22 protein-coding genes, 1 tRNA gene and 2 pseudogenes are annotated in these 23,283 nt (G+C 67.0%); 16 read left to right on the top strand and 9 right to left on the bottom strand.

The genetic code is table 11. From position 1 onward, the window contains the following. The 5 genes and pseudogenes from D477_RS06580 to D477_RS06560 form a co-directional block, all read left to right on the top strand. Positions 1–292 (top strand): YgaP family membrane protein (locus D477_RS06580; protein ID WP_005268196.1); only part of this gene is annotated, 292 nt, incomplete at its 5' end. Positions 293–378: 86 nt separating this feature from the next. Continuing rightward, complete coding sequence (locus D477_RS06575; protein ID WP_005268195.1) at positions 379–675, top strand: rhodanese-like domain-containing protein; 297 nt, start codon at positions 379–381, stop codon at positions 673–675. A gap of 40 nt (positions 676–715) precedes the next feature. Further along, a pseudogene (locus D477_RS06570) lies at positions 716–1,599 on the top strand (sulfite exporter TauE/SafE family protein). After that, positions 1,589–2,170 carry a PGPGW domain-containing protein gene (locus D477_RS06565; protein ID WP_005268186.1) on the top strand — a complete coding sequence of 194 codons (582 nt, stop codon included), beginning with the start codon at positions 1,589–1,591 and terminating at the stop codon, positions 2,168–2,170. The pseudogene D477_RS06570 and the gene D477_RS06565 overlap by 11 nt, the downstream one beginning before the upstream one ends. A gap of 160 nt (positions 2,171–2,330) precedes the next feature. Beyond that, positions 2,331–2,534 (top strand): cold-shock protein, encoded by a 204-nt coding sequence (locus tag D477_RS06560; RefSeq protein WP_005268185.1) that lies wholly within the window; start codon positions 2,331–2,333, stop codon positions 2,532–2,534. A gap of 137 nt (positions 2,535–2,671) precedes the next feature. Here D477_RS06560 and D477_RS06555 read toward each other — a convergent pair whose 3' ends face one another. Together D477_RS06555 and D477_RS06550 are read right to left on the bottom strand one after the other, a co-directional pair. Then, a complete protein-coding gene (locus D477_RS06555) occupies positions 2,672–3,511 on the bottom strand; it encodes a hypothetical protein (protein ID WP_005268183.1) in 840 nt (279 codons plus the stop codon). Positions 3,512–3,709: 198 nt separating this feature from the next. Beyond that, positions 3,710–4,195: a MarR family winged helix-turn-helix transcriptional regulator gene (locus D477_RS06550; RefSeq protein ID WP_043845954.1), complete on the bottom strand. Its 486-nt coding sequence runs from the start codon at positions 4,193–4,195 to the stop codon at positions 3,710–3,712. A 98-nt stretch (positions 4,196–4,293) separates the two neighbouring features. Here D477_RS06550 and bcp point away from each other — a divergent pair, with 98 nt between their 5' ends. The 5 genes from bcp to D477_RS06525 all read left to right on the top strand — a co-directional run bounded on the left by bcp (position 4,294) and on the right by D477_RS06525 (position 8,919). Continuing rightward, the gene (bcp, locus tag D477_RS06545; protein ID WP_005268179.1) at positions 4,294–4,779 is read left to right on the top strand and encodes a thioredoxin-dependent thiol peroxidase; all 486 of its coding nucleotides are present in this window, start codon (positions 4,294–4,296) and stop codon (positions 4,777–4,779) included. Between the two features lie 62 nt (positions 4,780–4,841). Further along, positions 4,842–4,926 (top strand) — tRNA-Leu (locus tag D477_RS06540). Between the two features lie 270 nt (positions 4,927–5,196). Beyond that, complete coding sequence (locus D477_RS06535; RefSeq protein WP_005268177.1) at positions 5,197–6,885, top strand: ABC transporter substrate-binding protein; 1,689 nt, start codon at positions 5,197–5,199, stop codon at positions 6,883–6,885. A gap of 91 nt (positions 6,886–6,976) precedes the next feature. Then, positions 6,977–7,981, top strand: coding sequence for an ABC transporter permease (locus D477_RS06530; protein ID WP_005268175.1), 1,005 nt, complete (start codon positions 6,977–6,979; stop codon positions 7,979–7,981). Further along, positions 7,978–8,919 (top strand): ABC transporter permease, encoded by a 942-nt coding sequence (locus D477_RS06525; RefSeq protein ID WP_005268167.1) that lies wholly within the window; start codon positions 7,978–7,980, stop codon positions 8,917–8,919. The genes D477_RS06530 and D477_RS06525 overlap by 4 nt, the downstream gene beginning before the upstream one ends. A 60-nt stretch (positions 8,920–8,979) precedes the next feature. Here D477_RS06525 and D477_RS06520 read toward each other — a convergent pair whose 3' ends face one another. After that, on the bottom strand, positions 8,980–9,264 hold the full coding sequence (locus D477_RS06520) for a hypothetical protein (RefSeq protein WP_005268152.1): 285 nt from the start codon (positions 9,262–9,264) through the stop codon (positions 8,980–8,982). After that, positions 9,239–10,954, bottom strand: a complete 1,716-nt coding sequence (locus D477_RS06515; protein WP_005268150.1) for an ABC transporter ATP-binding protein — start codon at positions 10,952–10,954, stop codon at positions 9,239–9,241. The genes D477_RS06520 and D477_RS06515 overlap by 26 nt, the downstream gene beginning before the upstream one ends. Positions 10,955–11,078: 124 nt before the next feature. On the opposite strand from D477_RS06515, the gene D477_RS06510 reads away from it, so the two are divergent. From D477_RS06510 to D477_RS06490, 6 genes and pseudogenes are all read left to right on the top strand, one after another. Further along, entirely contained in the window at positions 11,079–12,752 is a 1,674-nt protein-coding gene (locus tag D477_RS06510; protein ID WP_005268141.1) for an ABC transporter substrate-binding protein, read from the top strand. A gap of 148 nt (positions 12,753–12,900) precedes the next feature. Beyond that, positions 12,901–14,384, top strand: a pseudogene (locus tag D477_RS06505) (malate:quinone oxidoreductase). Positions 14,385–14,392: 8 nt separating this feature from the next. Beyond that, complete coding sequence (locus tag D477_RS06500) at positions 14,393–17,008, top strand: efflux RND transporter permease subunit (RefSeq protein ID WP_052510707.1); 2,616 nt, start codon at positions 14,393–14,395, stop codon at positions 17,006–17,008. A gap of 20 nt (positions 17,009–17,028) precedes the next feature. After that, complete coding sequence (locus tag D477_RS23530) at positions 17,029–17,670, top strand: efflux RND transporter permease subunit (RefSeq protein WP_272943813.1); 642 nt, start codon at positions 17,029–17,031, stop codon at positions 17,668–17,670. 127 nt (positions 17,671–17,797) lie between these two features. Next, complete coding sequence (locus tag D477_RS06495) at positions 17,798–18,898, top strand: LLM class flavin-dependent oxidoreductase (RefSeq protein WP_005268140.1); 1,101 nt, start codon at positions 17,798–17,800, stop codon at positions 18,896–18,898. After that, complete coding sequence (locus D477_RS06490; protein ID WP_005268138.1) at positions 18,891–19,352, top strand: MarR family winged helix-turn-helix transcriptional regulator; 462 nt, start codon at positions 18,891–18,893, stop codon at positions 19,350–19,352. The genes D477_RS06495 and D477_RS06490 overlap by 8 nt, the downstream gene beginning before the upstream one ends. 42 nt (positions 19,353–19,394) lie before the next feature. Here the strand turns inward: D477_RS06490 and D477_RS06485 are convergent, their stop codons facing one another. The 5 genes from D477_RS06485 to D477_RS21730 form a co-directional block, all read right to left on the bottom strand. Beyond that, complete coding sequence (locus tag D477_RS06485; protein WP_005268132.1) at positions 19,395–20,201, bottom strand: transglutaminase-like domain-containing protein; 807 nt, start codon at positions 20,199–20,201, stop codon at positions 19,395–19,397. 36 nt (positions 20,202–20,237) lie between these two features. Continuing rightward, the gene (locus D477_RS06480) at positions 20,238–21,026 is read right to left on the bottom strand and encodes a hypothetical protein (RefSeq protein WP_005268129.1); all 789 of its coding nucleotides are present in this window, start codon (positions 21,024–21,026) and stop codon (positions 20,238–20,240) included. Positions 21,027–21,115: 89 nt separating this feature from the next. Further along, a complete protein-coding gene (locus D477_RS06475; protein WP_005268125.1) occupies positions 21,116–22,258 on the bottom strand; it encodes a cysteine desulfurase family protein in 1,143 nt (380 codons plus the stop codon). Further along, positions 22,255–23,124: a carboxylating nicotinate-nucleotide diphosphorylase gene (gene nadC, locus D477_RS06470; protein ID WP_005268124.1), complete on the bottom strand. Its 870-nt coding sequence runs from the start codon at positions 23,122–23,124 to the stop codon at positions 22,255–22,257. The genes D477_RS06475 and nadC overlap by 4 nt, the downstream gene beginning before the upstream one ends. After that, positions 23,121–23,261: a hypothetical protein gene (locus D477_RS21730; RefSeq protein WP_237740719.1), complete on the bottom strand. Its 141-nt coding sequence runs from the start codon at positions 23,259–23,261 to the stop codon at positions 23,121–23,123. Before D477_RS21730 ends, nadC begins: the two co-directional genes overlap by 4 nt. Between the last annotated feature and the right edge of the window lie 22 nt (positions 23,262–23,283).

The raw sequence follows: 23,283 nt of genomic DNA, 5'->3' as shown, positions 1-23,283 counted from the left end.
ACCTGGCTTCGCCGCCGCCGGGGGCGACGTCGTCCGCGGCGCCCAGCGCTGGGACCTCGAGCGCCAGGTCCGCATGGCCGCCGGTACCCTCGTCGTCGGCGGGCTGCTGGCCGGAAAGTTCGTTTCCCCCAAACTGCGCCTGCTCGCCGGCGCCATCGGCACCGGCCTGACCTTCTCCGCAGCCACCAACACCTGCGCCATGGGCAAGGCCCTGTCCAGGATGCCCTGGAACAGGACCGCGGCCGAGCCCACCGCCGAGACTGCGATCGGCCGGATCCCTACCGTGAAGTAACACCGCCTCCCCGGGTTTTCCCGGTCCCGCACGGGGAAACCCGGGGAGCCTCGCATCCAGTACCTGATCCGAGAGAAGCAGCAAAGATGAGCGAAATCGACATCCATAACGCCGACCGGCGCCGCACCCGCGACCAGGTCCTCGACGTCCGTGAAGACTTCGAGACCGCCGAGGGCATGATCCCCCAAGCCCTGCACATTCCCATGGGCGAGCTGAACGCCCGGCTGGCCGAGCTCGACCCCAGCCGTCCTGTCATCGTGGTCTGCCGCAGCGGCAACCGCAGCGCACGCGTCGCCGACGCGCTAAACCAAGCCGACTACACCGCTGACACCATGACCGGCGGCATGATCGCTTGGCAGGCCGCCGGACTGCCCACCCTCTAAACCACAGCCCGCCCACCGGACCAGAGAAGGACTTGCCCGCATGAGCCTTGCCCTCACCGCCACGCTGCTGCTCTCCGTCGTTATCGGACTTTCCCTCGGCTTGCTCGGCGGCGGAGGCTCCATCCTCACTGTCCCGATCCTGACCTACGTCGCCGGCCTCGACCCGAAGGAAGCCATCGCCGCATCCCTCTTCGTCGTCGGCGCGACCTCGGCCGTCAGCGCGATCGACCACGCCCGCAAAGGCCGCGTCAAATGGCGCACCGGCCTCATCTTCGGCGCCGCCGGCATGGCCGGTGCCTTCGCCGGCGGCTTGCTCGGCGGACACATCCCCGGCACCATCCTGATGATCGCCTTCGCCCTCATGATGGTCGCGACCTCCATCGCGATGATCCGCGGACGCAAAAACAAAACCACCGAAAGCCGCGACGGCGAACTGCCCGTCCTCAAAGTCATCCTCGAGGCCTCGTCGTCGGCCTGGTCACCGGGCTGGTCGGCGCCGGCGGCGGGTTCCTCGTCGTCCCGGCCCTGGCCCTCATCGGCGGCCTGGCCATGCCGGTCGCCGTCGGCACTTCCTTGGTGGTGATCGCCCTGAAATCCTTCGCCGGACTCGGCGGCTACCTCACCACCGTCAGCCTCGACTGGGGCATGGTCGCCGCTGTCACCGCCACCGCCATCCTCGGCTCCGTGCTCGGCGCCCGCCTTGCCGGACGCATCCCCGAAACGGCCCTTCGCAAAGGCTTCGGCCTCTTCGTCCTCGTCATGGGTGTTTTCGTCCTCGTCCAGGAACTCCCCGCACCGGCCGGCATGATCCTGGCCATCACCGCAGCCGCCCTGGCCGCCGCGGGGGCCGTCTGCTGGTTCACAACCCCCCGGTGCCCGCTGCGCAAAACTCCCGTCCCGGCCGGCTCTGCACATGCCCGCTAACCAGGCTCGCATCCACGGTTTTTCGTGTCTTCTTGCCTCGGAGCCCATTCTGCCGCTGAGGCTGCCGTGGGAGGATGAGGTCATGGGGAACAGGCTCGACGCCATTCCGCCGTGGCTTCGCCGAGTGGGCATCGAGTTGCTCGGCTGGCTCCTCATCGTGGTGGGAATCGCGGCACTCGTATTGCCCGGCCCGGGTCTGCTGGCCATCGCGGGCGGCTTGGTAGTGCTCTCAGTGCACTATGTTTGGGCCAAGCATCTGCTCGTCCCCATCAAAGTCCAGGCGCTCAGGATAGCGGCGAAGGAAGTACAGACGTGGCCGCGCATCATTGCCGGCGCCTTTGGTGGGTGCGGCTTAATTGCCGCAGGAGCCGTCTGGGCCGCCAGCCCGCCGATGCCTGGCTGGTGGCCCTTTGGCGAGCAATGGTGGCTACCGGGTGGCCGGGTCGCCGGGCTGACCTTGATTGCGTCCGGACTAATCGCGCTGCTCCTCCTCGCCTATTGCTTTCACCGGTTTCGCCTGCGGGGAACCGCCTGGCGGCGCAGACGCTCAACCCCCAGACGACGGCGATGAAAACTGCCCGTGCCAGGGTGCTCCGCAAACAGTCCGTCCCCGGCCCTCGCGGCAACTGCTTGTGCCGGTGGCTCCGCAACGCATAGCGTTACGTCAGGACGATGGGAACGGGGCGCCGGAACGGGGCCCGCAAAGCTGTCCGGGTACGAAAGAGCACAGCATGGCAACAGGTACGGTCAAGTGGTTCAACTCCGAGAAGGGGTTTGGCTTCATCGCCCCCGATGACGGAGGCCAGGACTTATTCGCCCACTTCTCGGCGATTACCGGAGGCGGATTCCGTTCCCTCGAGGAAGGGCAGAAGGTCGAGTTCGAGGTCGTCGAAGGACCGAAGGGGCTGCAGGCCTCGAATATCCACGTGCTCTGACACCGGCAGGCCGCAGTTTCGGACCCCTGTCCCGCTGACTGCAGCGGCCTTAATCAAAAGAGGATGGAAACCAGCCTCGTGCATAGTGGCTGGTTTCCATCCTTAAGGTCACCTTGAGAGCCGGGCTAGCCGACCGGCTACGGGGCTGCTACCCCATCTCCTTGGGGTTCCTGGTTCGACGCCGAATCCGCAGGGGCTTCGACGGCGGGAGCAGGTTCCAGTTCCGATTCCGGCGCCGGCACAGGTGCCTGTTGGTTGCTGGTTTCTTCGGGCAGTGTTTCGCCCGTCTCGCCGGAGCCCGGTTGCATGATCCCGGTGCCGCCGTCCTCGGGGACTTCCGGAACGGTCCCGGTACCGGTGTTGTCCTGGGTTCCGGTGCCCTCGTCGACCGGTGTATCGCTGGGCTCGGTGTCGACCGGCTGTTCCGCGTCGTCCGGGTTCTGGTCGGTGCTGGTGAACGCTGCACCGAAAGTCGTCCGGGCACCGGTGTCGCTGGCGCTGGTCGTGCTGGCCGTCACCAGGCTTGAGATCGGCTTGTTGGTACCGAACTCGAATGCAGTGATGCAAACCATGGCGACTGCGAAGGCTGCGGCACTCGCGGAGGCGATCTTGATCCACGTCTTGGGTGTGAGTTTCCGGAGCTTATCCTTTTCGGCCGCCACCGCGGTTGCGACTGCCAGTGGCGCCTCCTCCAGAGGTTTCTCCGTGGCTTCCTGCTGCGCGCCGCCGCCTTGGCGAGCCCGGCTGATCCTCCGTTTGGCCGCGCCGGCAGCCGTGTCGAGGGTCCGCGCGTAGAGCGCCGCAGCAATTGTCGCCACGATGGATCCGAGGGCGGCTCCAATGAGTGTTCCGGCTACGCCGAGGAAGGAACCAACAACTGCGGATGTCACCGCCGCAAGGGCGGATCCGATGGTTTGGGTGCCGCTCAGCCCCAGGAGCGGCTTCGGCTTGTCGTCAGCGGTGGAGTCGTCAGCCATACTGATTCGCTTTTCATTTGGGAAGAAGTTACGAATAGATAACGGCACTTCGCGGCCGGAGGTTCCGCGAACCTGAGCCTTAAATTGAGAGACTACTCACACAGCCGACCACTTGGAGACGCACTGCCGGCGACAGCGAAAAGGCCCGGACCAAGCGGTCCGGGCCGGAAATGGTGCCGGGTCGAGGCGCCGGAAGGGCTAGCCGTGGTCCGAGAGCCCTTCGTTGCCTGCGAGTTCCATCGCCTCGGGGACGGTCGGCCCGCCCCAGCGGGTCGTCCCCAGCCGGCGGATCACCGTCGCGAGCCGATCGCGCAGCTCATCCGCCCCCGCGTCGCCCCCGGGAGTGATATTCCGCTCGAGTTCACGCGACGATTCAAGGGCCTGCCGCCCCAATTCGGAGATGCTCGCCAACTGCGAGCGCCGGTCCGATTGGCTTCTGACACGGGTGATGTGCCCATGTGCTTCCAGGCGTGAGAGCGTCTTCCCCATGGTCTGCGCCTGAACACGCACCTTCGCGGCAAGCTGCGCCTGGGCCATGTCACCCTCGGCGTCGAGGACCTCCAACGCAATGACCCCCGCGTGGGTCAGACCCAGCGAGGCGAGCTTTTCGTTCCATGCGTGTTCAACCAGACGTGCTGCGGTTGAGAGCAACCGAGCCGTAGGCCAGTTTTGTAAATCCGGCATTATCTAATTATAACCAGTAGGCTTGCGGGTCGGAGAAGAATGACAAAATCGGCAGCAGCCTTTTCGGCGCTCCCGGACCAACATCAAGGAGCCTACTCATGGGACAGCGCCTGGCGACCGGCGATACCGCCCCGGATTTCACCCTGCAGGATTCGACCGGCCAAGACGTGTCTCTCTCGGACTTCCGCGGCCGGCACGTGGTGGTGTACTTCTACCCGGCTGCTTCCACGCCAGGCTGCACCAAGGAAGCCTGCGATTTCCGTGACAGCCTCGCCTCGCTCAAAACGGCAGGCTACGAGGTTGTCGGCATCTCCCCCGATGCCCTGCCCAAACTCGTGAAGTTTGCCGAAGCCGAGAGCCTGAACTTCCCGCTCCTGTCCGACGCGGACCACGCCGTCGCCGAGGCCTATGGTGCCTGGGGAGAAAAGAAGAACTACGGCAAGACGTATGAAGGCTTGATCCGCTCGACCGTCGTGGTGGACCCGGAGGGCAAGGTCGCCTTGGCCCAGTACAACGTGCGCGCGACCGGCCACGTTGCCAAACTCCATCGGGACCTGGGCTTGGTGCAGCCGGCGGGCAAGTAGCCGCGGGGCGATTCGCAAAACAGGTACAATTGAGTCCGGCCCGCGGCAGCGCGGGCCGGCATGCGCGAGTGGCGAAATTGGCAGACGCGCTGGATTTAGGTTCCAGTGTCTTCGGACGTGCGGGTTCAAGTCCCGCCTTGCGCACCAAAAGAGGGAGCTGCGGCATCAGCCGCGGCTCCCTTTTGTCCTCTCCAACGCAATATCGGCGCCTGAGCCGGGCCCCGCCGTCGTTATGGTCCCAGCTCCACTGGCGTAACCGGATTGTGATGTATTTCCTTGACAGCGCGGGTGTGAAGCGATGCTTTCCGGCCTTGATGTGACTAGGCTCTCATTCAAGCGCAGGCGCCATCCGTGCCGGTGCCCGGGCGTGCCGCACCCCGCACGGCCCCGCCATCACTCGTTGACGAGGAGCAATTCATGTCATTCAGGGGCACTACTGCCGTGCGGCGCCGGCCGCGGAAGATTGCCGCCATCACTGCCGGCCTCGCTGCCGGGGCGCTTATCCTGACCGGCTGCGCGGAAAGCCAACGCGGCGATTCCGAAGGGTCCGCGGACGGATCGGTGAACTCGACCTTCATCTTTGCGGCTTCCTCTGACCCGAAATCGCTGGATCCAGCCTTCGCGAGCGATGGCGAATCCTTCCGCGTGAGCCGCCAGATCTTCGAAGGGCTTGTCGGGGTGGAACCGGGAACGGCCGATCCGGCACCGCTGCTGGCCGAGTCATGGGAGAGCTCCGAGGACGGCCTGTCCTATACTTTCCAGCTCAAGGACGGCGTGAAGTTCCACGACGGCACGGACTTCAACGCCGAGGCCGTCTGCTTCAACTTCGACCGCTGGTACAACTTCGAAGGGCTCCAGCAGTCCGAATCCGTGGCCTATTACTACGGCTCCCTCTTCCGCGGTTTCGCGGACAGCAAAGACACCGCAGTGTACGAGTCCTGCGAAGCCGCCAGCGACACGGAGGTGACCGTCAACCTGGCTAAGCCCTTTGCCGGCTTCATCGCCGCACTGTCGCTGCCCGCCTTCGCGATGCAGAGCCCCACGGCCCTGCAGGAGTTCAACGCCGACGAGATCGGCGGTTCCGAAGAAGCACCCGTGCTGAGCGAGTACGCCCAGGGGCACCCGGTGGGTACCGGACCGTTCAAGTTCGACAGCTGGGAGGTAGGCCAGCAGATCGAGGTCTCCGCGTTCGCCGACTACTGGGGCGAACAAGGCCAGGTCCAGAAAGTCATCTTCCGCGTGATCGACGATCCGCAGGCCAGGCGGCAGTCCCTGGAGTCCGGCGACATCGACGGGTACGACCTTGTCGCGCCGGCCGACACCAAGGCACTGGCCGACGCGGGCTTCAAGATCGTCAACCGCGATCCGTTCACGATCCTCTACCTGGGCATCAACCAGAAGAACGAGGCGCTGGCCGACCCCAAGGTCCGCCAGGCCCTGGCCCATGCCATCGACAAAGAGGCGCTGGTCCGGCAGACGCTGCCCGAAGGGACGGAGGTTGCCAGCCAGTTCATTCCGCCGATCGTCAACGGCTACAACGAGGACGTCAAAACCTACGACTATGATCCCGAGCGGGCCCGCCAACTGCTGGAGGAGGCCGGGCACGGCGACGGCCTGACGCTGCAGTTCAACTACCCGACCGGCGTCTCGCGGCCCTACATGCCGACGCCGGAACAGGTCTTCACGAACCTGAGCGCGCAACTGGAAGAAGTCGGCATCACCATCGAGGCGCAGCCGGACAAGTGGTCTCCGGACTACCTGGACCGGGTGCAGGCCACCGAGAACCACGACATCCATCTGCTGGGCTGGACCGGCGACTACAACGACACGGACAACTTCGTTGGCGTCTTCTTCGGCCACGAAAAGCCCGAGTTCGGGTTCAACAACCCCGAACTGTTCAGGGCCCTTGAGGAAGCGCGCCAGGAGAGCGTGCTGGAGGAGCAGACGCCGCTGTACGAGCAGATCAATGCGGACATCGCCGAGTTCGTTCCGGCGATCCCGCTGGCCCACCCGGCTCCGTCCCTGGCCTTCGCTCCCCGAGTGGTTTCCTACCCGGCGAGCCCGGTGAACGACGAGGTCTACAACATGGTCGAACTCAGCGAATAGGCCGGTTGCGGCTGCGGCTGTACCCGCCAAGCGGTGCAGCCGCAGCCGCACCGCGTCCGGCACGAGGAACTTCGCCAGGCGAAAGGACGCTGTGTTACGAGTCATCGGCAAGCGCATAGTGCTGCTCATCCCCACCCTGCTGGGACTGTCCGTCCTGCTGTTCCTCTGGGTGCGGAGCCTGCCCGGCGGTCCGGCAACTGCCCTGCTGGGTGACCGGGCTACACCGGAAGCTGTCGCCCGGATCAACGAACTCTACGGATTCGACCGTCCGCTGATCGAGCAGTACTTCATCTACATGGGCAAACTTCTGCAGGGCGACTTCGGCACGTCGCTGCTGACCGGGCGGCCCGTTTTGGAGGAGTTCACCACCCGCTTCCCCGCGACGCTGGAACTGACCGCCGTGGCGCTGGCGTTCGCGATCGGCCTCGGCATTCCGCTGGGCTACTGGGCAGCCAAGCACTACGGCCGGTGGCCGGACCACAGTTCCGTGGTCCTCAGCCTCGTCGGGATCACTATCCCGGTGTTCTTCCTCGCCTTCATCCTCAAATGGCTCTTCGCCATCAAGATCCCCCTGCTGCCCACCGACGGGCGGCAGAACCCGCGGATCAACGCTACCCATGTGACCGATTTCTATGTGCTGGACGGCATTCTCACCCGGGAATGGGATGCAGCGTGGGACGCTTTCCTGCACCTGGTCCTGCCCGGAATTGCCCTGGGCACGATTCCGCTGGCCATCATCGTCCGCATCACCCGGGCGTCCGTCCTCGAAGTCCAAAACGCCGACTACGTGCGCACGGCCAAGGCCAAGGGCCTGCTGGAGCGGACCATCCGCAACCGGTTCATCCTGCGCAACGCCATGCTGCCGGTGACGACCACCATCGGCCTCCAGCTGGGCCTGCTGATCTCCGGGGCGGTCCTAACCGAAACCGTCTTCGCGTTCAGCGGGATCGGCCGCTTCCTGCGCGACGCGATCTTCAACCTCGACTATCCCGTCCTCCAAGGCTTCATCATCTTCATCGCGATCATCTATTCGCTGATCAACCTCCTCGTCGACGTGACCTACAGCGTTATCGATCCAAGGGTGCGTGTCCAATGACCACTACGCTTCCCCCTGCCAGCGGATCCACCGCGCCGAGCCCGGACCCGGAAACTCCGGGTCCCGCCGGAACGAGCCTCTTTCGGGACGCGTTCCACCGGCTGCGGCGCAACCCGCAGGCCATCGCGGGCGCCGTCATTGTCACCCTGTTCCTGCTCGTGGCCCTGCTGGCTCCCGTCCTGGCGCCCTATGGCGGCGAAGAGCTGCCCGGCCGCACGCACATCACCCCGACGCACATCCCCGGGCCCGGCGAACTCCCCGACTTCGTCCTCGGCCTGGACCGCTTCGGCGGCGATCTGCTGAGCAAGCTCATCTGGGGCGCCCAGGCCTCGCTGCTGATCGGCGTCATATCGACGGCGTTCGGCCTGGTTGGCGGGATGCTGTTGGGCATCCTGGCCGGCGGTTTCGGCGGCTGGGTGGACAACGTCATCATGCGCCTGGTCGACATCCTGCTGTCCGTGCCGAACCTGCTGCTGGCGGTGTCCATCGCCGCGGTGCTGGGCCAGGGTCCGTATGCCGTCATGATCGCGATCGGCGTCGCCCAGGTGCCGATCTTCGCCCGCCTTCTTCGCGCGTCGATGCTCTCCCAGCGCAGCGCGGACTACATCCTGGCCGCGCAGACCCTGGGGCTGAGCCGGCGGACCATCACGATGAGCCATCTGCTGCCCAACAGCGTCGGCCCGGTGATCGTCCAGGCCACACTGACACTGGCCACCGCTGTGATCGACGCGGCGGCGCTGTCCTTCCTGGGCCTGGGCGGCGGCAGGCCGCAGACGGCGGAATGGGGCCGCATGCTGACCTACGCACAGAACGAACTCGGCATCGCGCCGCAACTGGCGTTCTTCCCCGGCCTCTGCATTGCCATCACGGCCCTGGGCTTCACCCTCCTCGGGGAGTCACTGCGCGAGGCACTGGATCCGAAATCCCGCCAGAAATAATGCGGGAACGACGGCGGCGGGTCCCCGTCTGCGCTTTCTTCGGGAAAGCACGACGCCGGGTCATGCCGGCGGCGGGTCGCTGTGCGGGCGGTGGCGCTTGCGTGCCATGTGGACCATGGCGGCAAAGCCGGCAATGAACAACAGTTCCAGCGCGGCCAGGGCCAGCAGGTAGCCCCAGCGCCCCTCATTGACCAGGATGACGGCGCCGACTGCCAGCAGCGCCGTGCCGAGCACCAGCACGAACACGGCGAAGCCGAGGGCGACGGCTTCGCTGCGCACTCCGGTCCGGAAGCCGAAGCCCTGCGGCTCCGGCGTTTCGTCAGGAGGCGATGTCGGGGTCCTCATCGTAAATCTCCAGTTCGTTCCCGGGGATGGAAGCCAGCAGCCGGCGGGTGTAGGGATGGCGCGGGTTGGTGAACACTTCCTCAGAGGATGCTGCCTCGACGAGCTCGCCGTCCTTCATGACGCAGACATAGTCGGAGATCAGCCGGACCACGGCCAGATCATGCGAAATGAACAGATAACTCAAGCCCAGTTCGGCCTGCAGATCCGCGAGCAGCTTCAGGATCTGGGCTTGGACCAGCACGTCCAGCGCCGAGACTGGTTCGTCGCAGACCAGCAGTTCCGGTTTCAGCGCCAGCGCCCTGGCGATCGCGACGCGCTGCCGCTGTCCGCCCGAAAGTTCGGAAGGATAGCGCCGGAGCATGCTGTGCGGGAGTGCCACCTGGTCCATCAGTTCCCTGACCCGGGCAGCACGTGCCCGCGAATCGCCGCGTTTATAGGTGCTCAGCGGCTCCTCGACAATGCGCCCCACAGTGAACATCGGGTTCAGCGACGAATAGGGGTCCTGGAAGACCGGCTGGACCCGCTGCCTGAAGTCGCGCAGCTGTTCCTTGCTGAGATTGGCAACGTCCATCCCATCGAACGTCATGCTGCCGCTGGTCGGCTCGATCAGCTTCAGCAGCATGCGGGCGGTCGTCGTCTTGCCGGAGCCCGACTCCCCCACGATGGCCACCGTGCGTCCCCGCGGGACATCCAGGGTGATGTTCCTGGCCGCATAGAAATCCTCGGAACGCCCGCGGATCTTGTAGGCCTTGGTCAGGTCCCTCAGCTCGACGATGTTGCCGGTGTCCTCCGCCGTCGAGGCCGAATCAGCTTTCGCGGCAAAGGCCTCTTCGGCATGCCTGGCACGCTCATCCGGGCTGGCGGCGAAGGCACCGGGCTGCAGCCGGACGGCGGCGACGCTCGGTGCGGCCTTCACCAGCGCACGGGTATAGGGGTGCTGCGGGTCTTCCAGCAGCTGCGCCGCGGGTCCGGTTTCCACCACCTTGCCGCGGTGCATCACCACCAGTTGCTCGGCACGCTCGGCTGCCAGCCCCAGGTCATGGGTAATCAGCAGCACGGCGGTGCCCAGTTCTTCGGTCATCCTCCCGATCTGGTCCAGGATGGTCCGCTGCACCGTAACATCCAGGGCCGACGTCGGCTCGTCGGCAATCAGCAGGCGGGGCCGGCAGGCCATGCCGATGGCAATCAGGGCACGCTGCCGCATCCCGCCGGAGAACTCGTGCGGATACTGTTTGGCCCGCTCCGCCGCATCCGGCAGACCTGCAGCTTCGAGCGCTTCGACCACCTTGACATCGACGTTGCGGGACGTGGCCATCCCGTGCACCAGCAGCGTTTCCGCCACCTGGGTCCCGATCCTGGTTACCGGGTTCAGGTTGGACATCGGGTCCTGGGGAACCAGGCCGATTTGGCGCCCGCGGATCCGGCGCAAACGGTGCTCGGGCATCCCCACGAGCTCCTCGCCGTCGAACAGGATGCTTCCGGAGCTCACCCTGCCGTTGCGCGGCAGCAGCCCGATAGCGGCCATCGCCGTCGTCGATTTGCCGGACCCTGACTCCCCCACAATGGCCAGCGTCTGCCCCTCGGCCACACTCAGGCTGGCGTCCTGCACGGCGGAGACGTTCCCGTACGTTGTCCGGAAGTCGACCGCGAGATTGCGGATCTCGAGCAGCGGCCGGGGAATTTCGCTCATGGGACTATCGTGCCCCATGACGAAGTGATCTTGGCCACCCCCGGCGAGGGTTTCGCGTTCTTTCTGCCCGGGCGGTCCCTTAGACTAGGGATTTCCGGTTTCCCCGCAGCCTCCAGGAGCACGAGTGCAAGATACGCCCGCGCGGCGCACGTTTCTCAAAGCCGGTGCAGCAGCGGCTGCCCTCCTGCTCACCGGCTGCACGGGAGAACCTGCTTCACCGGGCTCGGCGACACCGGCACCGACGCCGTCCCTGCCGGCGGATCTGACCTTCACCATGGGCACCGCGGCCGATCCCGTCAGCCTGGATCCGGCCCTCGTCGTCGACAGCGAATCCCTGCGCGTTACCCGCCAGGTCATGGAGACGCTGGTCGGGGTGGACCGGGAGACCGGGGTTCCCGCCCCTGGCCTGGCGGTCGAATTCGAAGAGCAGGACAATGGCCGTGCCTACGTCTTCAAGCTGCGCGAAGGCGTTACCTTCCACGACGGGACGCCCTTCGACGCCGAGGCGGTGCGCGCCAACTTCGAGCGGTGGTTCCGCCTTCCGGAAGCCATCCGCCCGGCGGACGGAATGCTGCCCTACCGGGCAGTGTTCGGCGCTTTTGCCGACGAGGACGGCGAGTCCCTGTACCGCGGCTGCGACGTGCTGGGCCCGCTGGAGATCAAGCTGGAACTGAACCGCCGGTACTCCGGCCTGGTAGCGGCGCTGGCCATGCCGGCGTTTGCCATCGCTTCGCCCGCGGCGCTGGAAGCGAAGACCGCCAACGAGCTGGACCAAGAGCGCAACGGCGTCCGGATCTCCGTCTTCGGCCTGCACCCCGTGGGAACCGGCCCCTACCAGCTGAAGGAACTCTCGGACGGCCAGGTTGTCCTGGAAGCCTTCGACCAGTACTGGGGCCCGGCCGCCCAGGTAGGCACGGTCATGTTCACGACCCTGGCGCATCCGGCCGCGCGGCTGCGGGAACTGCAGAGCGGCGACATCGACGGGTATGACCTGGTCACGCCGGAGACCTACGCCGGCCTGGTCCGCGGCGGCATGCAGATCCTCCAGCGGGACCCGTACGCCGTGTCGTACCTGGGCATCAACCGCGAGTTCGGCCCACTGTCGGATGTCCGCATCCGGCAGGCGATTGCCCACGCCGTCGACCGGGACCTGCTGCTGAAGTCCTTCTTCCTGGAGGGCTCCGTCGAGGCCAAACAGTTCGTCCCCCCAAGCCTGGGCGTGAACAACGAGGACATCCCCTATTACGAGTACGATCCCGACCGGGCCAGAGAACTGCTCGCGGATGCGGGGTACGACGGCGGCGCCTTGCCTTTCTACTATCCGCTCAACGTCACGCGGGCGTACTTGCCGGCACCGGAGAAGATCTACGCCGAGTTGAGCCGGCAACTGACGGCAGCAGGTTTCAACATCCAGCCCAAGCCTGTGGACTGGAACGACGGCTACCTGCAGAAAGTGCGGGACAACCAGGACCGCGCGCTCCATCTCGGCGGCTTGAACGGCAGCTACCGCGATCCCGACAACTTCCTCGGCACACTGTTCGGCCGCAGTACCGGCGAGTTCGGGCTGGACAATGCGCAGCTCACCAGCCGGATAGCGCGGGCACGGACACTGGAGCCGGGCCCGGAACGGACCACGGCGTACCTGCAGATCAACGAGCAGCTGGCGCGGCTGCTGCCCGCCGTGCCGCTGGCCTTCCCGGTCTCGGCCGTGGCGATGGGACCCCGCGTGGAGAGCTATCCGGTCAGCCCCATGCTCGATGAGCGCTTCAACCTGATCCGCCTGCGCACCGAGGCCTGATCCGCCGGCGCCCGCATGATAGCGGCTGCGACGGCGCCGGTCTGTCTTTCCGGTCACATCCGGACCGCGCAATTTTCGAGTCTCAGGCGGGGCGGGGTAACCTTCTAATCGCTGGCGAAGCTGCTACGGGAGATTGAAGTTGACTGCTATTACCCCCTCGGGATCATCCACAAACATCGACGTTGCACTGATCGGCGGGGGTATCATGAGCACCACGCTCGGCTCCCTGCTCAAGCAGCTGCAGCCGACCTGGAGCATCTCCCTGTTCGAGAACCTCGCCCAGGCCGGCTTGGAAAGCTCTGACCCTTGGAACAACGCCGGCACCGGCCACGCAGCGCTGTGCGAACTGAACTACACACCGGCGGCCGCCGACGGCTCGGTTCCGACCGCGAAGGCCGTCGGCATCAATGAACAGTTCCACATCTCCCGCCAGTTCTGGGCCCACATGGTCTCCGAAGGCCACATCGGCTCGCCGAAGGAATTCATCAATCCGCTGCCGCACATGAGCTTCGTCTGGGGCGATGCGCATTCGGACTACCTCAAGCGCCGCTATGAGGCCCTGCGCGCCGAACCGCTCTTCGAGAAGATCGAGTTCTCCGAGGACCATGCCGAGCTCGCGGACTGGGTGCCGCTGGTCATGGAGGCCGCGACCCCAACCAGCGGGTAGCAGGTTCCCGCGTAGCCGCGGGCACCGACGTCGATTTCGGTGCCCTGACCCGCAAGCTGGCCGGGTACATGGATGCCCAGGGAGCCGAGCTGCACTACGGCCACAAGGTCCTCGACGTCAGCCGGGCCAGCAACGGCCGCTGGGACCTGAAGGTCAAGAACAACTCCACCGGCCAAACCAGCACCGTTTCGGCCCGCTTCGTCTTCGTCGGCGCCGGCGGCGGGGCCCTGCACCTGCTGCAGCGCTCCGGCATTCCCGAGGCCAAGGGTTTCGGCGGCTTCCCGGTCTCCGGCCAGTTCCTGCGCTCCACGGACGAAGCCGTCATCGAGCGGCACAACGCGAAGGTCTACGGCCAGGCCTCCGTCGGCGCCCCGCCCATGTCCGTACCGCACCTGGATACCCGGTTCGTCGACGGCAAGCGCTCCCTGCTCTTCGGCCCCTACGGCGGCTTCTCCCCCAACTTCCTGAAGTCCGGCTCGTTCCTGGACCTGCCCCTGTCGGTCCGCCCGCACAACTTGGTCCCGATGCTCGCGGTCGCCAAGGACAATATGAGCCTGGTCAAGTACCTGATCACCGAAGTCCTGAAGAGCCGGCCGAAGAAGATCGCGGCGCTGCGCGACTTCTACCCGGAGGTCGTCGGCGACTCGTGGGAGCTCATCACCGCCGGCCAGCGCGTGCAGGTCATCAAGAAGGATCCGAAGAGCGGCGGCGTGCTCCAGTTCGGCACCGAGGTCATCACTTCCGCCGATGGCAGCATCAGCGGCCTGCTCGGGGCGTCCCCGGGAGCCTCGACCGCCGCGCCGATCATGATCCAGGTGCTGCAGCGCTGCTTCCCCACGGAGTTCAAGAACTGGGAGCCCAAGCTGAAGGGCATGATCCCCGGGTTCGGCGCCAAGCTCAACGAGAACCCCTCGCTGCTGGCCGACGTCACCGCGGACACTGACCGGGTGCTGGAACTCAGCTAGCCTGAGGCATGCACAAGCTGGCGTCGCTCTCGCTGGGCAATCGCGCCCTGATCGCCCTCATCACGGTGTTTGCGGCGGTCTTCGGTGTCATCACCATGGGCTCGCTCAAGCAGGAGCTGATCCCCTCGCTGGAGTTCCCGCGCATCACCGTTCTGGCGGCGATGCCGGGCGCTTCGCCCGAGGTGGTGGACAAGCAGGTCAGTGAACCGCTCGAGTCCGCGCTCAACGCCGTCGAGGGCCTCGAATCCACCGATGCGACCTCCCGGACGGGCCTGTCGACCGTCAACCTGACCTTTGCCTACGGCACCAACCTGGACCGTGCCCGCAGCCAGGTGGACCGCGCCATCTCGAATGCCAGCCAGGCGCTGCCCGAGGACGTTTCGCCGCAGTCGATCGCCGGCAGCGTCAATGACTTCCCGGTCGTCTTCCTCGCGGTCTCCTCGGACCTGGAACTGAGCGAGCTCAACACCGAGCTCAACCGGCTCACCGTGCCCGGGCTGCAGAAGCTCGAGGGCGTGCGCAGCGCCGACGTCTCCGGCGGCGCGCAGCGGCACGTCTCCATCCTCCCCGACGAAGAGGCGCTGTCCGAACGGGGGCTGGCCGCCGGCTCGATCGTTGACAGCCTGCAGAACAGCGGCGCCCTGGTTCCGGCCGGCACGGTCGAACCGGACGGCAAGAGCCTGCCGGTACAGATCGGCAGCCCGCTGGACAGCCTCGAAGCCATTGAGTCGCTGCCGCTGGCACCGGCGGAAAGCACGACGGCGGAGCTACCGTCCGCACCTGCGTCACCGCCGGCAGCGGGTCAGGTCCCTGGGCAATTCCCCGGCGAATCGCAGACGGCGCCGCCGGCGGTGCCCCAGCCCGGGGAACCTTCCGACCGGCAGCCGCAGCGGCCGTCAGCTGAACCTGCTGGCGCCCCCACGGTTATCGGGGACGTCGCCACCGTGCGCATCGAGGACGATGAACGCACCTCGATCACGCGTACCAATGGCGTTGAAACCCTTGCGCTGGCCATCACCAAAACACCGGACGGCGACACGGTGGCCATCTCGCACGCGGTCGCGGACCTGATTCCCCAGCTCGAAGCCGAGCTGGGGAACGGCGCGAAATTCACTACCGTCTTCGACCAGGCACCGTTCATCGAAAAATCGATCAAGGACCTCACCACCGAAGGGCTGCTCGGCCTCGGCTTCGCCGTGCTGGTCATCCTGGTCTTCCTGCTCTCCATCCGCTCGACGCTGATCACGGCCATCTCGATCCCGCTGTCGCTGCTGGTCACGTTCATCGGGCTCTCTGCGTTCGGCTACTCACTGAACATCCTCACTCTCGGCGCCCTGACCATCGCCATCGGCCGCGTGGTGGACGACTCGATCGTCGTCGTCGAAAACATCAAACGGCACCTGGCCTACGGCGAGGACAAGCGGACCGCCATCCTGACCGCCGTGCGCGAAGTCGCCGGCGCCATCACTGCCTCCACGCTGACCACCGTGGCGGTCTTCCTGCCGATCGCCTTCGTCCAGGACCTGGCCGGCGAGCTCTTCCGGCCCTTCGCCATCACCACGGCGCTGGCCCTGCTCGCGTCGCTGCTCGTGTCACTGACCATCGTTCCGGTCCTGGCCTACTGGTTCGTGCGGCTGCCCGTGCAACCGCAGGATCCGGACGAAGTGCGTGCCCGGGCGACCGAGGCCGAGAAGCGTTCCTGGCTGCAGCGCGGCTACCTGCCGGTGCTTGCCTCCACGCAGCGCCATCCCGTCATCACCTGCACGGCCGCAGTCCTGCTGCTGGCCGGAACCGCGGCGATGGTACCCCTGATGCAGACGAACCTGCTGGGCGATTCCGGCCAGAACAGCTTCAGCCTGAAGCAGGAAATGCCGCCCGGTACCAGTCTGGCCGCCACGGACCAGGCTGCCCAGGCAGTCGAGGACGTGCTCGCCACGGCCGACGGCGTCGAGGACGTACAGGTCACCATCGGCAACAGTACCGACGGCATCGGCGCGTTCCTCTCTGCGGGCGCTTCCGTGGCCCAGTACACCGTCATCACCGAGGAAGGCGCAGACCAGGAGGCCCTGCGGGCGGACGTCCGCACCCTGCTGGCGGACCTGCCGGACGCTGGCACGATCACCCTGAGCACCCAGGGCGGCGGTTTCGGCACCTCGGGCACCGTGGATGTCGAACTGTCCGCCTCGGACCAAGCGGAACTCCAGGCGGCCTCGGACCAGCTGGTGGAGGCGCTGCAGGGCGTGCCCGGCGCGGCCGAGGCAGCGAGCAACCTGGCGGCGTCCGAACCGGTGGTCCAGGTCTCCGTGGACCGCGCGAAGGCGGCAGAGGCCGGGCTGAACGAAGAGCAGGTCGCCGCGATCGTCGCCTCCAGCATCAGTCCCCTGCCCGGCGGCACCGTCCGGATCGGCACCACCGACTACCCGGTGCAGGTCGGCGAGGGCACACAGCTCTCCGGCATCGGGCAGCTGCGCGACGTCCAGGTTCCCACCGCCTCGGGTTCGGTGCCGCTGACCGATCTGGCCACGGTGGAAGAAGCGCAGGTGCCGGCCTCCATCACCGCCTCCGGCGGGGAGCGGACGGCCGTTGTTTCCGTCACGGCGGCCGGAGACGACCTCGGCGCCTGAGCCGGGAAGTACAGGACGTGTTGGACGGGCTGCAGCTGCCGGCCGGCGTCGACGCCACCCTGGGCGGGGCGGCCAGCCAGCAGGCGGAGTCCTTCGAGCAGCTGGGCCTGGCGCTGCTCGCGGCCGTGGCCATCGTGTACGTCATCATGGTGGCTGCCTTCAAGAGCCTGCTCCAGCCGCTGATCCTGCTGGTCTCTGTGCCGTTCGCGGCCACCGGCGCCATCGGACTGCTCGTGGCCACGCAGATCCCGCTGGGCCTGCCGTCGCTGATCGGCATGCTGATGCTGGTCGGCATCGTCGTGACCAACGCCATTGTGCTGATCGACCTGATCAACCAGTACCGCCGGCCGCATGATGGCCGGGCCGGGCTGCCCGTGGCGGAAGCCATCGAAAACGGTGCCCGCCAGCGCCTGCGCCCGATCCTGATGACAGCCCTGGCGACCGTGTTCGCCCTGACCCCGATGGCCCTGGGATTGACCGGTGAAGGAGGATTCATCGCCCAGCCGCTCGCCGTCGTCGTTATTGGCGGGCTGGTCTCCTCCACTGCCCTGACGCTCATCCTGGTCCCCGTCCTCTACCGGCTGGTGGAAGGACGAAGGGAACGCCGCGCCCTGGCGCAGGAGCAGGCCGTGGAGCACGTGCGCGAGCCCGCCGGCGTCTGACTCTCCGTACTGCCCCGGAAGGGGATTCCCGGCCCGGGAATGAATCCGGGGCACGACTGGTTGGCTAGGTAGATGCAATTGCATGTATGATGAATCAAGCCCCACCGGCAACTTGGAGAGGACCACCATGGAAATCGGCGTATTCAGCGTTTCGGACATCACCCGGGATCCGACCAACGGCAGCACGCCCACGGAAGCGGAACGGATCAAGGCCTCGATCGCCATCGCGAAGAAGGTCGAGGAGATCGGCATGGATGTCTATGCCATCGGCGAGCATCACAACGAGCCGTTCTTCTCCAGCTCTCCCACTACCCTGCTGGGCTACATCGCGGCGCAGACCGAGCGGATCACGCTGTCCACCGCCACCACGCTGATCACGACGAACGACCCGGTGAAGATCGCCGAGGACTTCGCGATGCTGCAGCACGTGGCGGACGGCCGGGTGGACCTGGTGCTGGGCCGCGGCAACACGGCTCCGGTGTACCCGTGGTTCGGCAAGAACATCCAGGATTCGCTCGAGCTGACGGTGGAAAACTACGCACTGCTGCGCAAGCTCTGGGACCAGGACGTGGTCAACTGGCAGGGCAAGCACCGCACACCGCTGCAGAACTTCACTTCCACCCCGCGCCCGCTCGACGGCGTTGCACCCTTTGTCTGGCACGGTTCCATCCGCACGCCGCAAGTGGCCGAGCTCGCCGCCTACTACGGCGACGGGTTCTTCGCCAACAACATCTTCTGGCCGAAGGAGCACTACATGCAGCTCATCGGTCTCTACCGCGAACGCTACGAGCACTATGGCCATGGCCGGGCGGACCAGGCCATCGTGGGCCTCGGCGGGCAGTTCTTCATGCGCAGGAACTCGCAGGACGCGGTCAACGAATTCCGCCCGTACTTCGACAACGCCCCGGTTTACGGCCACGGCCCGTCGATGGAGGATTTCACTGCCCAGACGCCGCTGACCGTTGGCAGTCCGCAGCAGGTGATCGAGAAGACCTTGAGCTTTGCGGACTACTTCGGCGACTACCAGCGCCAGCTGTTCCTGATCGACCATGCCGGCCTGCCGCTGAAGACCGTGCTCGAGCAGCTGGACCTCTTCGGCGAGGAAGTCCTGCCGGTACTCAAGCGCGAGTTCGCCGCCCGCAAGCCGGCCCATGTTCCGGATGCCCCCACCCATGCCAGCCGCAAGGCCGCCCGCGAAGCCGAAGCCGGAGCGGTGGCCAATGGCTGAGCAACCGCAGGTTCGCACCACTTCCCAGGCCTGGGAGTCCCTCTTCCGGACCCAGGTGGCGGTGATGCGCCGGATGCAGCAGCTGCCCGAGTTCCGGAAGCTGGCCATGCGCGAATACGACGTGCTGTTCAACCTCAGCAACTGTCCCACCGGCTGGACCCGGCTGAATGAGCTGAACGAAGCGCTGCTGATCAGCCAGCCGAGCCTGAGCCGGATGGTGGAGCGGCTGGAAGCCAAAGGGCTGGTACAGCGGCGGACCGCCGAGTCGGATCAGCGCGGGATCGAGATCTCGCTGACCGACAAAGGTGCCGAGCTGCAGCGCGAGATCGGCAGGGTCCACGTCCGGCACCTGCACGAGATGCTCGCCCCACTGCTCAGCGAGGCGGAGTTCCAGCAGCTGCAGGAGCTGACGGACAGGATGCGGGCAGGGCTGAAGGAGCGCCCCGCCCGCTGACCGGTTCCGCCCGGGCGACAGGGCGTGGCTGGCCTCCCGGCCTCAGCCCAGCCTGACCGGCGCAGCCGGATCTTCCTGGTCCGGAAAGCCATCGGACTCGGCGGTCACGGCGATTTCCTGCAGCCTCAGGCTCCCGCCCACCGTGGACAGGAACGCCGTGTCCGCCGTGTCACGGCCGGTGGAAATGCGCAGCATCGAGGTGCGCGGCGCCATCCCGGTGGCGTCCACCACGTGCCAGGCGCCGTCGACATAGGCCTCCGCGACGGCGTGGAAGTCCATCGGATTGAGCCCGGGAGCGTAAACGGCAGCGAGCCGCGCCGGCACATCCTTGGCCCGCAGCAGCGAGATCACCAGATGGGCGTAGTCGCGGCAGACCCCGCGGCGGGCCAGCAACGTCTCCACGGCCCCGTCGGTGAAGCGCGAGGATCCGCTGACATAGCTCAACTCGTCCGCCACCCACTGGCGCACGTTCCGGAGCAGCTCCGTGCCCTGCTGCGAGCCGAACTCCGCATAGGACGTCGGCAGCAGCTTGTCCGATTCGCAGTAGCGGCTGGGCCGGACGTACTTGATCAGCGCGGCCGGTTCAGCCGGCGCCGGCACTGCCTGCCCCAGCACGGTGGCGCGGTAATCGAGCTGCACGGTGGACGGCTCGGCAACCTGGAGTGTGTGCAGCCTGCCGCCATGGTCAACGGCCAATTCCCGGGGCTGCACCGGCTCGCCGTTGACCGTCAGCAGCAGCTCCTCCTGGCATTCCGCGAAGCTCTCCGGGCGGGCCACGGCGACGGCGAACACCAGGGACGTGTTGGCGGCGGTTTTGGCGACAAGGCGGGCCGAGACCGCTCGTTTCATGAAGGCTCCTGGCTGTGGGACGGGGTCTGCTCCAGCCTATCCGTTCCCGGCGGCGGAGATCTGCAGCGACGTGATGACCTGCTTGACCGTCTTGAAACGCTTGCTGTCCGTGAACTTCTCCGCCTGCGCGATCAGGTCGAAGGTCTCCAGGGCGCCGAAATCGCCATCCGCGGGAGGGGTGCCATGCCGTGCCGCGTTGGAGAACGAGTAGGTTCCCACCGGTTTCGGCCCGGTCACGGTGTTCTCGATCGTGCAGGCCTGGTTGCCGATGCCGGCCTCCTTGTCGGTCAGTCCGAAGGAGCCGAAGTACTTGTAGCCGAGGATGGTCCGGAAGGCGAAGACCGGCTCGATCCGGTCACCGCCCGGCACCGCCGGCACGTCCGCGGGCTCGCTGAAGACGACGGCGTATTCCCGCACTTCGCCCGGGGTGCACTTATCCTTGGGCAGCTTGAGCCGGGTATGCAGCTCGGCCGCCAGCTTCCCGTCGGAGTCGCGCACATCCAGGTGGACGCCGCCATCCGCGGGCTCGCTGGGCTTGACCTGGCGCTGCACCACCCAGTCGCCCGGTACCTCGAAGCTCAGCACCCGGTCCGGATCCGTATAGACCTTCCACCCCTTGGCCGAGGCCTTCCGCAGAGGCTCCCGGGTTTCCGCCGCGCCCGGAGAAGCGGACGATCCCGTCCCGTCCGCCACCACAGGCGAGGCGCTGGCGCCTGCCGGGGACGCGCCGTCGTCCGTGGCTTCCGGACTTCCGCAGCCGGCCAGCAGGAGGAGGCACAACACCGCCGCCGCGCTGCGGCCCGCCAAGCCTGAGTGTTCCACCATGGCCCATCCCCTCCCGCGCTCCGGCCTCGAGTGCGCCCAGCATACCGCCGGCATCGCCGGATGCGTCGGCGTGTCGAGGCCTCAATTTGCTAACGGCGCAGGCTCTGGACTTCCTGGACCGCGGCGGTGATGGAGCGCGCCGCGAGGGCGATCTCGGACTCCTTGACGGCCAAGTTGAAGGTCAGCCGGACGGCGGTCTGGGCGACGGCAGGGTCGATGCCCATGGCAAGGAGCACGGCGGACGGCTCATCCGAGCCGGCGGCGCAGGCCGATCCGCTGGAGCAGACCACACCGCGCCGCTCGAGCTCGAGCAACACCGCCTCGCCGGATGTGCCGGGGAAGCAGAAGGACGCGCTGGCCGGCAGGCGTTCCGTGCGGTGCCCGGTGAGCAGCGCCCCCGGCACCGCCTTGAGCACGGCGCCGATCAGGTAGTCGCGGTAGCCGCGCAGGCGTTCGGCTGCCTCCGGCCGCTCTGCCTCCGCCAGCGACAGGGCCGTGGCGACGGCGACCGCTCCGGCGACGTTCTCGGTGCCGGAGCGGCGGCCGCGCTCCTGGCCCCCGCCATGCAGCAGCGGTTCCAAGGGCAGCCGGCCGGAGACATACAGCAGCCCGCAGCCTTTCGGCGCGCCCAGTTTGTGCCCGGAGATGCTGATAGCGTCGGCTCCGGTTTCTGCGGGAGCGAGCGGCAGCCAGCCGGCAGCCTGGACAGCGTCGGTATGGAATGGCACGCCGGCGGCGCGGCACAGTTCGGCGATTCGTGCCAAGGGCTGGACGGTGCCGACCTCGTTGTTCGCGTACATCACCGTGCACAGCGCCGTCTCCGGCGTCAGCGCCGCCGCCAGCTGGTCCAGATCCACCACGCCGTCCGCGTCCACGCCGATCCGGGTCGTCCGGAAGCCGTGGAACCGTTCGAGGTATTCCGCCGCCTCCAGCACGGAAGGATGTTCGACGGCGGAAGTCACCAGGTGCCGGCCGCGCGGGTTTGCGAGGCTGATGCCCTTGATCGCGAGATTGTTCGACTCGGTCCCGCCGGAAGTGAAGACGACCTCGCCCGGCCTGCAGCCCAAGGCATTGGCCGCCGTCGTCCGTGCATACTCCAGGGCGCGGGCAGCCGCCTCGCCCACCGTGTGGTGGCTGGAGGGATTGCCGAAGTCCTGGGTCAGCGCCGGCCACATGGCTTCGAGGACTTCGCGCCGGACCGGCGAAGTCGCTGCCGCGTCGAGGTAGATCATGCGATGCTGATGTCCAATCCCAGGTCGAGCGAGCGCACGCTGTGGGTCAGCGCGCCGGAGGAAATGATGTCCACGCCGGCGGCGGCGATGCCGGCGACCGTCTCCAGCCGGACGTTGCCGCTGGCTTCCACCAGGGCGCGGCCCGCTACCTGGGCCACGCCGGCACGCAGCTCGTCCACGCTGAAGTTGTCCAGCATGATGGTGTCCACGCCGGCGGCCAGCACCGGCTCGATTTGCTCGGCACGGTCCACCTCGACCTCGAAGTGCATCGTGTGCGGCAGCCGGGCCTTGGCTTCCCGCAGCGCTTCGGTCAGGTCCCGCCGGCCGCCGTTGGTGATCACGGCCAGGTGGTTGTCCTTCGCCATCACCGCGTCCGAAAGCGAGTACCGGTGGTTGTGCCCGCCGCCGCACCGCACGGCGTAGCGTTCCAGCGGACGCAGCCCGGGAGTGGTCTTGCGGGTGTCGGCGATGCGCGCCTTGGTGCCCTCGGCCTGGGCGACGAACGCGGCGGTCAGGGTGGCGATTCCGCACAGCCGCTGCAGCAGGTTCAGGCCCACGCGCTCGGCCAGCAGGATGGAACGCGCACTGCCGCTGGCCACGGCGAGCACCTGCCCGGCCTCGAACCGCTCGCCGTCCTGGATCTTGAGCTCGACCGCGACGGCGGAATCCACCTGCCGGAACACCGTCCGCAGTACCGGTGCCCCGGCGAAGACGCCGGACTCGCGCGCGGTGAGTTCCGCCGTCGCACTCACTTCCTCGGGGATCAGCGCGTTCGAGGTGACGTCGCCCCACGGGGCGTCCTCGGCGAGCGCGGCGGCGACGATGCGCTCCACAGCGGGCTGGTCGGGCGGAAGGATGGTGCTCATGCTTGCTCCTGGAGATGGCGGCGCGCGGCCGCGTTGACGAAGTGCAGGTGGTCCGTGCCGGCCGGGGGCTGGCTGAAGTCGGCGCGGTAGTGCGCGCCCGCGGAGTTGCGTCGCGCGGCGGCGGCAGCGACGACCAGGCGGGCGTTGGTCAGCAGGTTC

It is taken from the genome of Arthrobacter crystallopoietes BAB-32 (assembly GCF_000328305.2).
Classification (GTDB): Bacteria; Actinomycetota; Actinomycetes; order Actinomycetales; family Micrococcaceae; genus Crystallibacter; species Crystallibacter crystallopoietes_A.
The sequence above is the reverse complement of the archived record's forward strand: the minus strand, read 5'-3'. Positions and strand labels throughout refer to the sequence as shown.

Bases quoted from the DNA above. Each gene is read 5' to 3' on its own strand.
- D477_RS06575 (WP_005268195.1), top strand. From the start codon at position 379: ATGAGCGAAATCGACATCCATAACGCCGACCGGCGCCGCACCCGCGAC.
- D477_RS06475 (WP_005268125.1), bottom strand. From the start codon at position 22,258: ATGATCTACCTCGACGCGGCAGCGACTTCGCCGGTCCGGCGCGAAGTC.
- D477_RS06485 (WP_005268132.1), bottom strand. From the start codon at position 20,201: ATGAAACGAGCGGTCTCGGCCCGCCTTGTCGCCAAAACCGCCGCCAAC.
- nadC (WP_005268124.1), bottom strand. From the start codon at position 23,124: ATGAGCACCATCCTTCCGCCCGACCAGCCCGCTGTGGAGCGCATCGTC.
- bcp (WP_005268179.1), top strand. From the start codon at position 4,294: ATGGGACAGCGCCTGGCGACCGGCGATACCGCCCCGGATTTCACCCTG.
- D477_RS06535 (WP_005268177.1), top strand. From the start codon at position 5,197: ATGTCATTCAGGGGCACTACTGCCGTGCGGCGCCGGCCGCGGAAGATT.
- D477_RS06565 (WP_005268186.1), top strand. From the start codon at position 1,589: ATGCCCGCTAACCAGGCTCGCATCCACGGTTTTTCGTGTCTTCTTGCC.
- D477_RS06480 (WP_005268129.1), bottom strand. From the start codon at position 21,026: ATGGTGGAACACTCAGGCTTGGCGGGCCGCAGCGCGGCGGCGGTGTTG.
- D477_RS06520 (WP_005268152.1), bottom strand. From the start codon at position 9,264: ATGAGGACCCCGACATCGCCTCCTGACGAAACGCCGGAGCCGCAGGGC.
- D477_RS06560 (WP_005268185.1), top strand. From the start codon at position 2,331: ATGGCAACAGGTACGGTCAAGTGGTTCAACTCCGAGAAGGGGTTTGGC.
- D477_RS06500 (WP_052510707.1), top strand. From the start codon at position 14,393: ATGCACAAGCTGGCGTCGCTCTCGCTGGGCAATCGCGCCCTGATCGCC.
- D477_RS06550 (WP_043845954.1), bottom strand. From the start codon at position 4,195: ATGCCGGATTTACAAAACTGGCCTACGGCTCGGTTGCTCTCAACCGCA.
- D477_RS06495 (WP_005268140.1), top strand. From the start codon at position 17,798: ATGGAAATCGGCGTATTCAGCGTTTCGGACATCACCCGGGATCCGACC.
- D477_RS06515 (WP_005268150.1), bottom strand. From the start codon at position 10,954: ATGAGCGAAATTCCCCGGCCGCTGCTCGAGATCCGCAATCTCGCGGTC.
- D477_RS06555 (WP_005268183.1), bottom strand. From the start codon at position 3,511: ATGGCTGACGACTCCACCGCTGACGACAAGCCGAAGCCGCTCCTGGGG.
- D477_RS06525 (WP_005268167.1), top strand. From the start codon at position 7,978: ATGACCACTACGCTTCCCCCTGCCAGCGGATCCACCGCGCCGAGCCCG.
- D477_RS06490 (WP_005268138.1), top strand. From the start codon at position 18,891: ATGGCTGAGCAACCGCAGGTTCGCACCACTTCCCAGGCCTGGGAGTCC.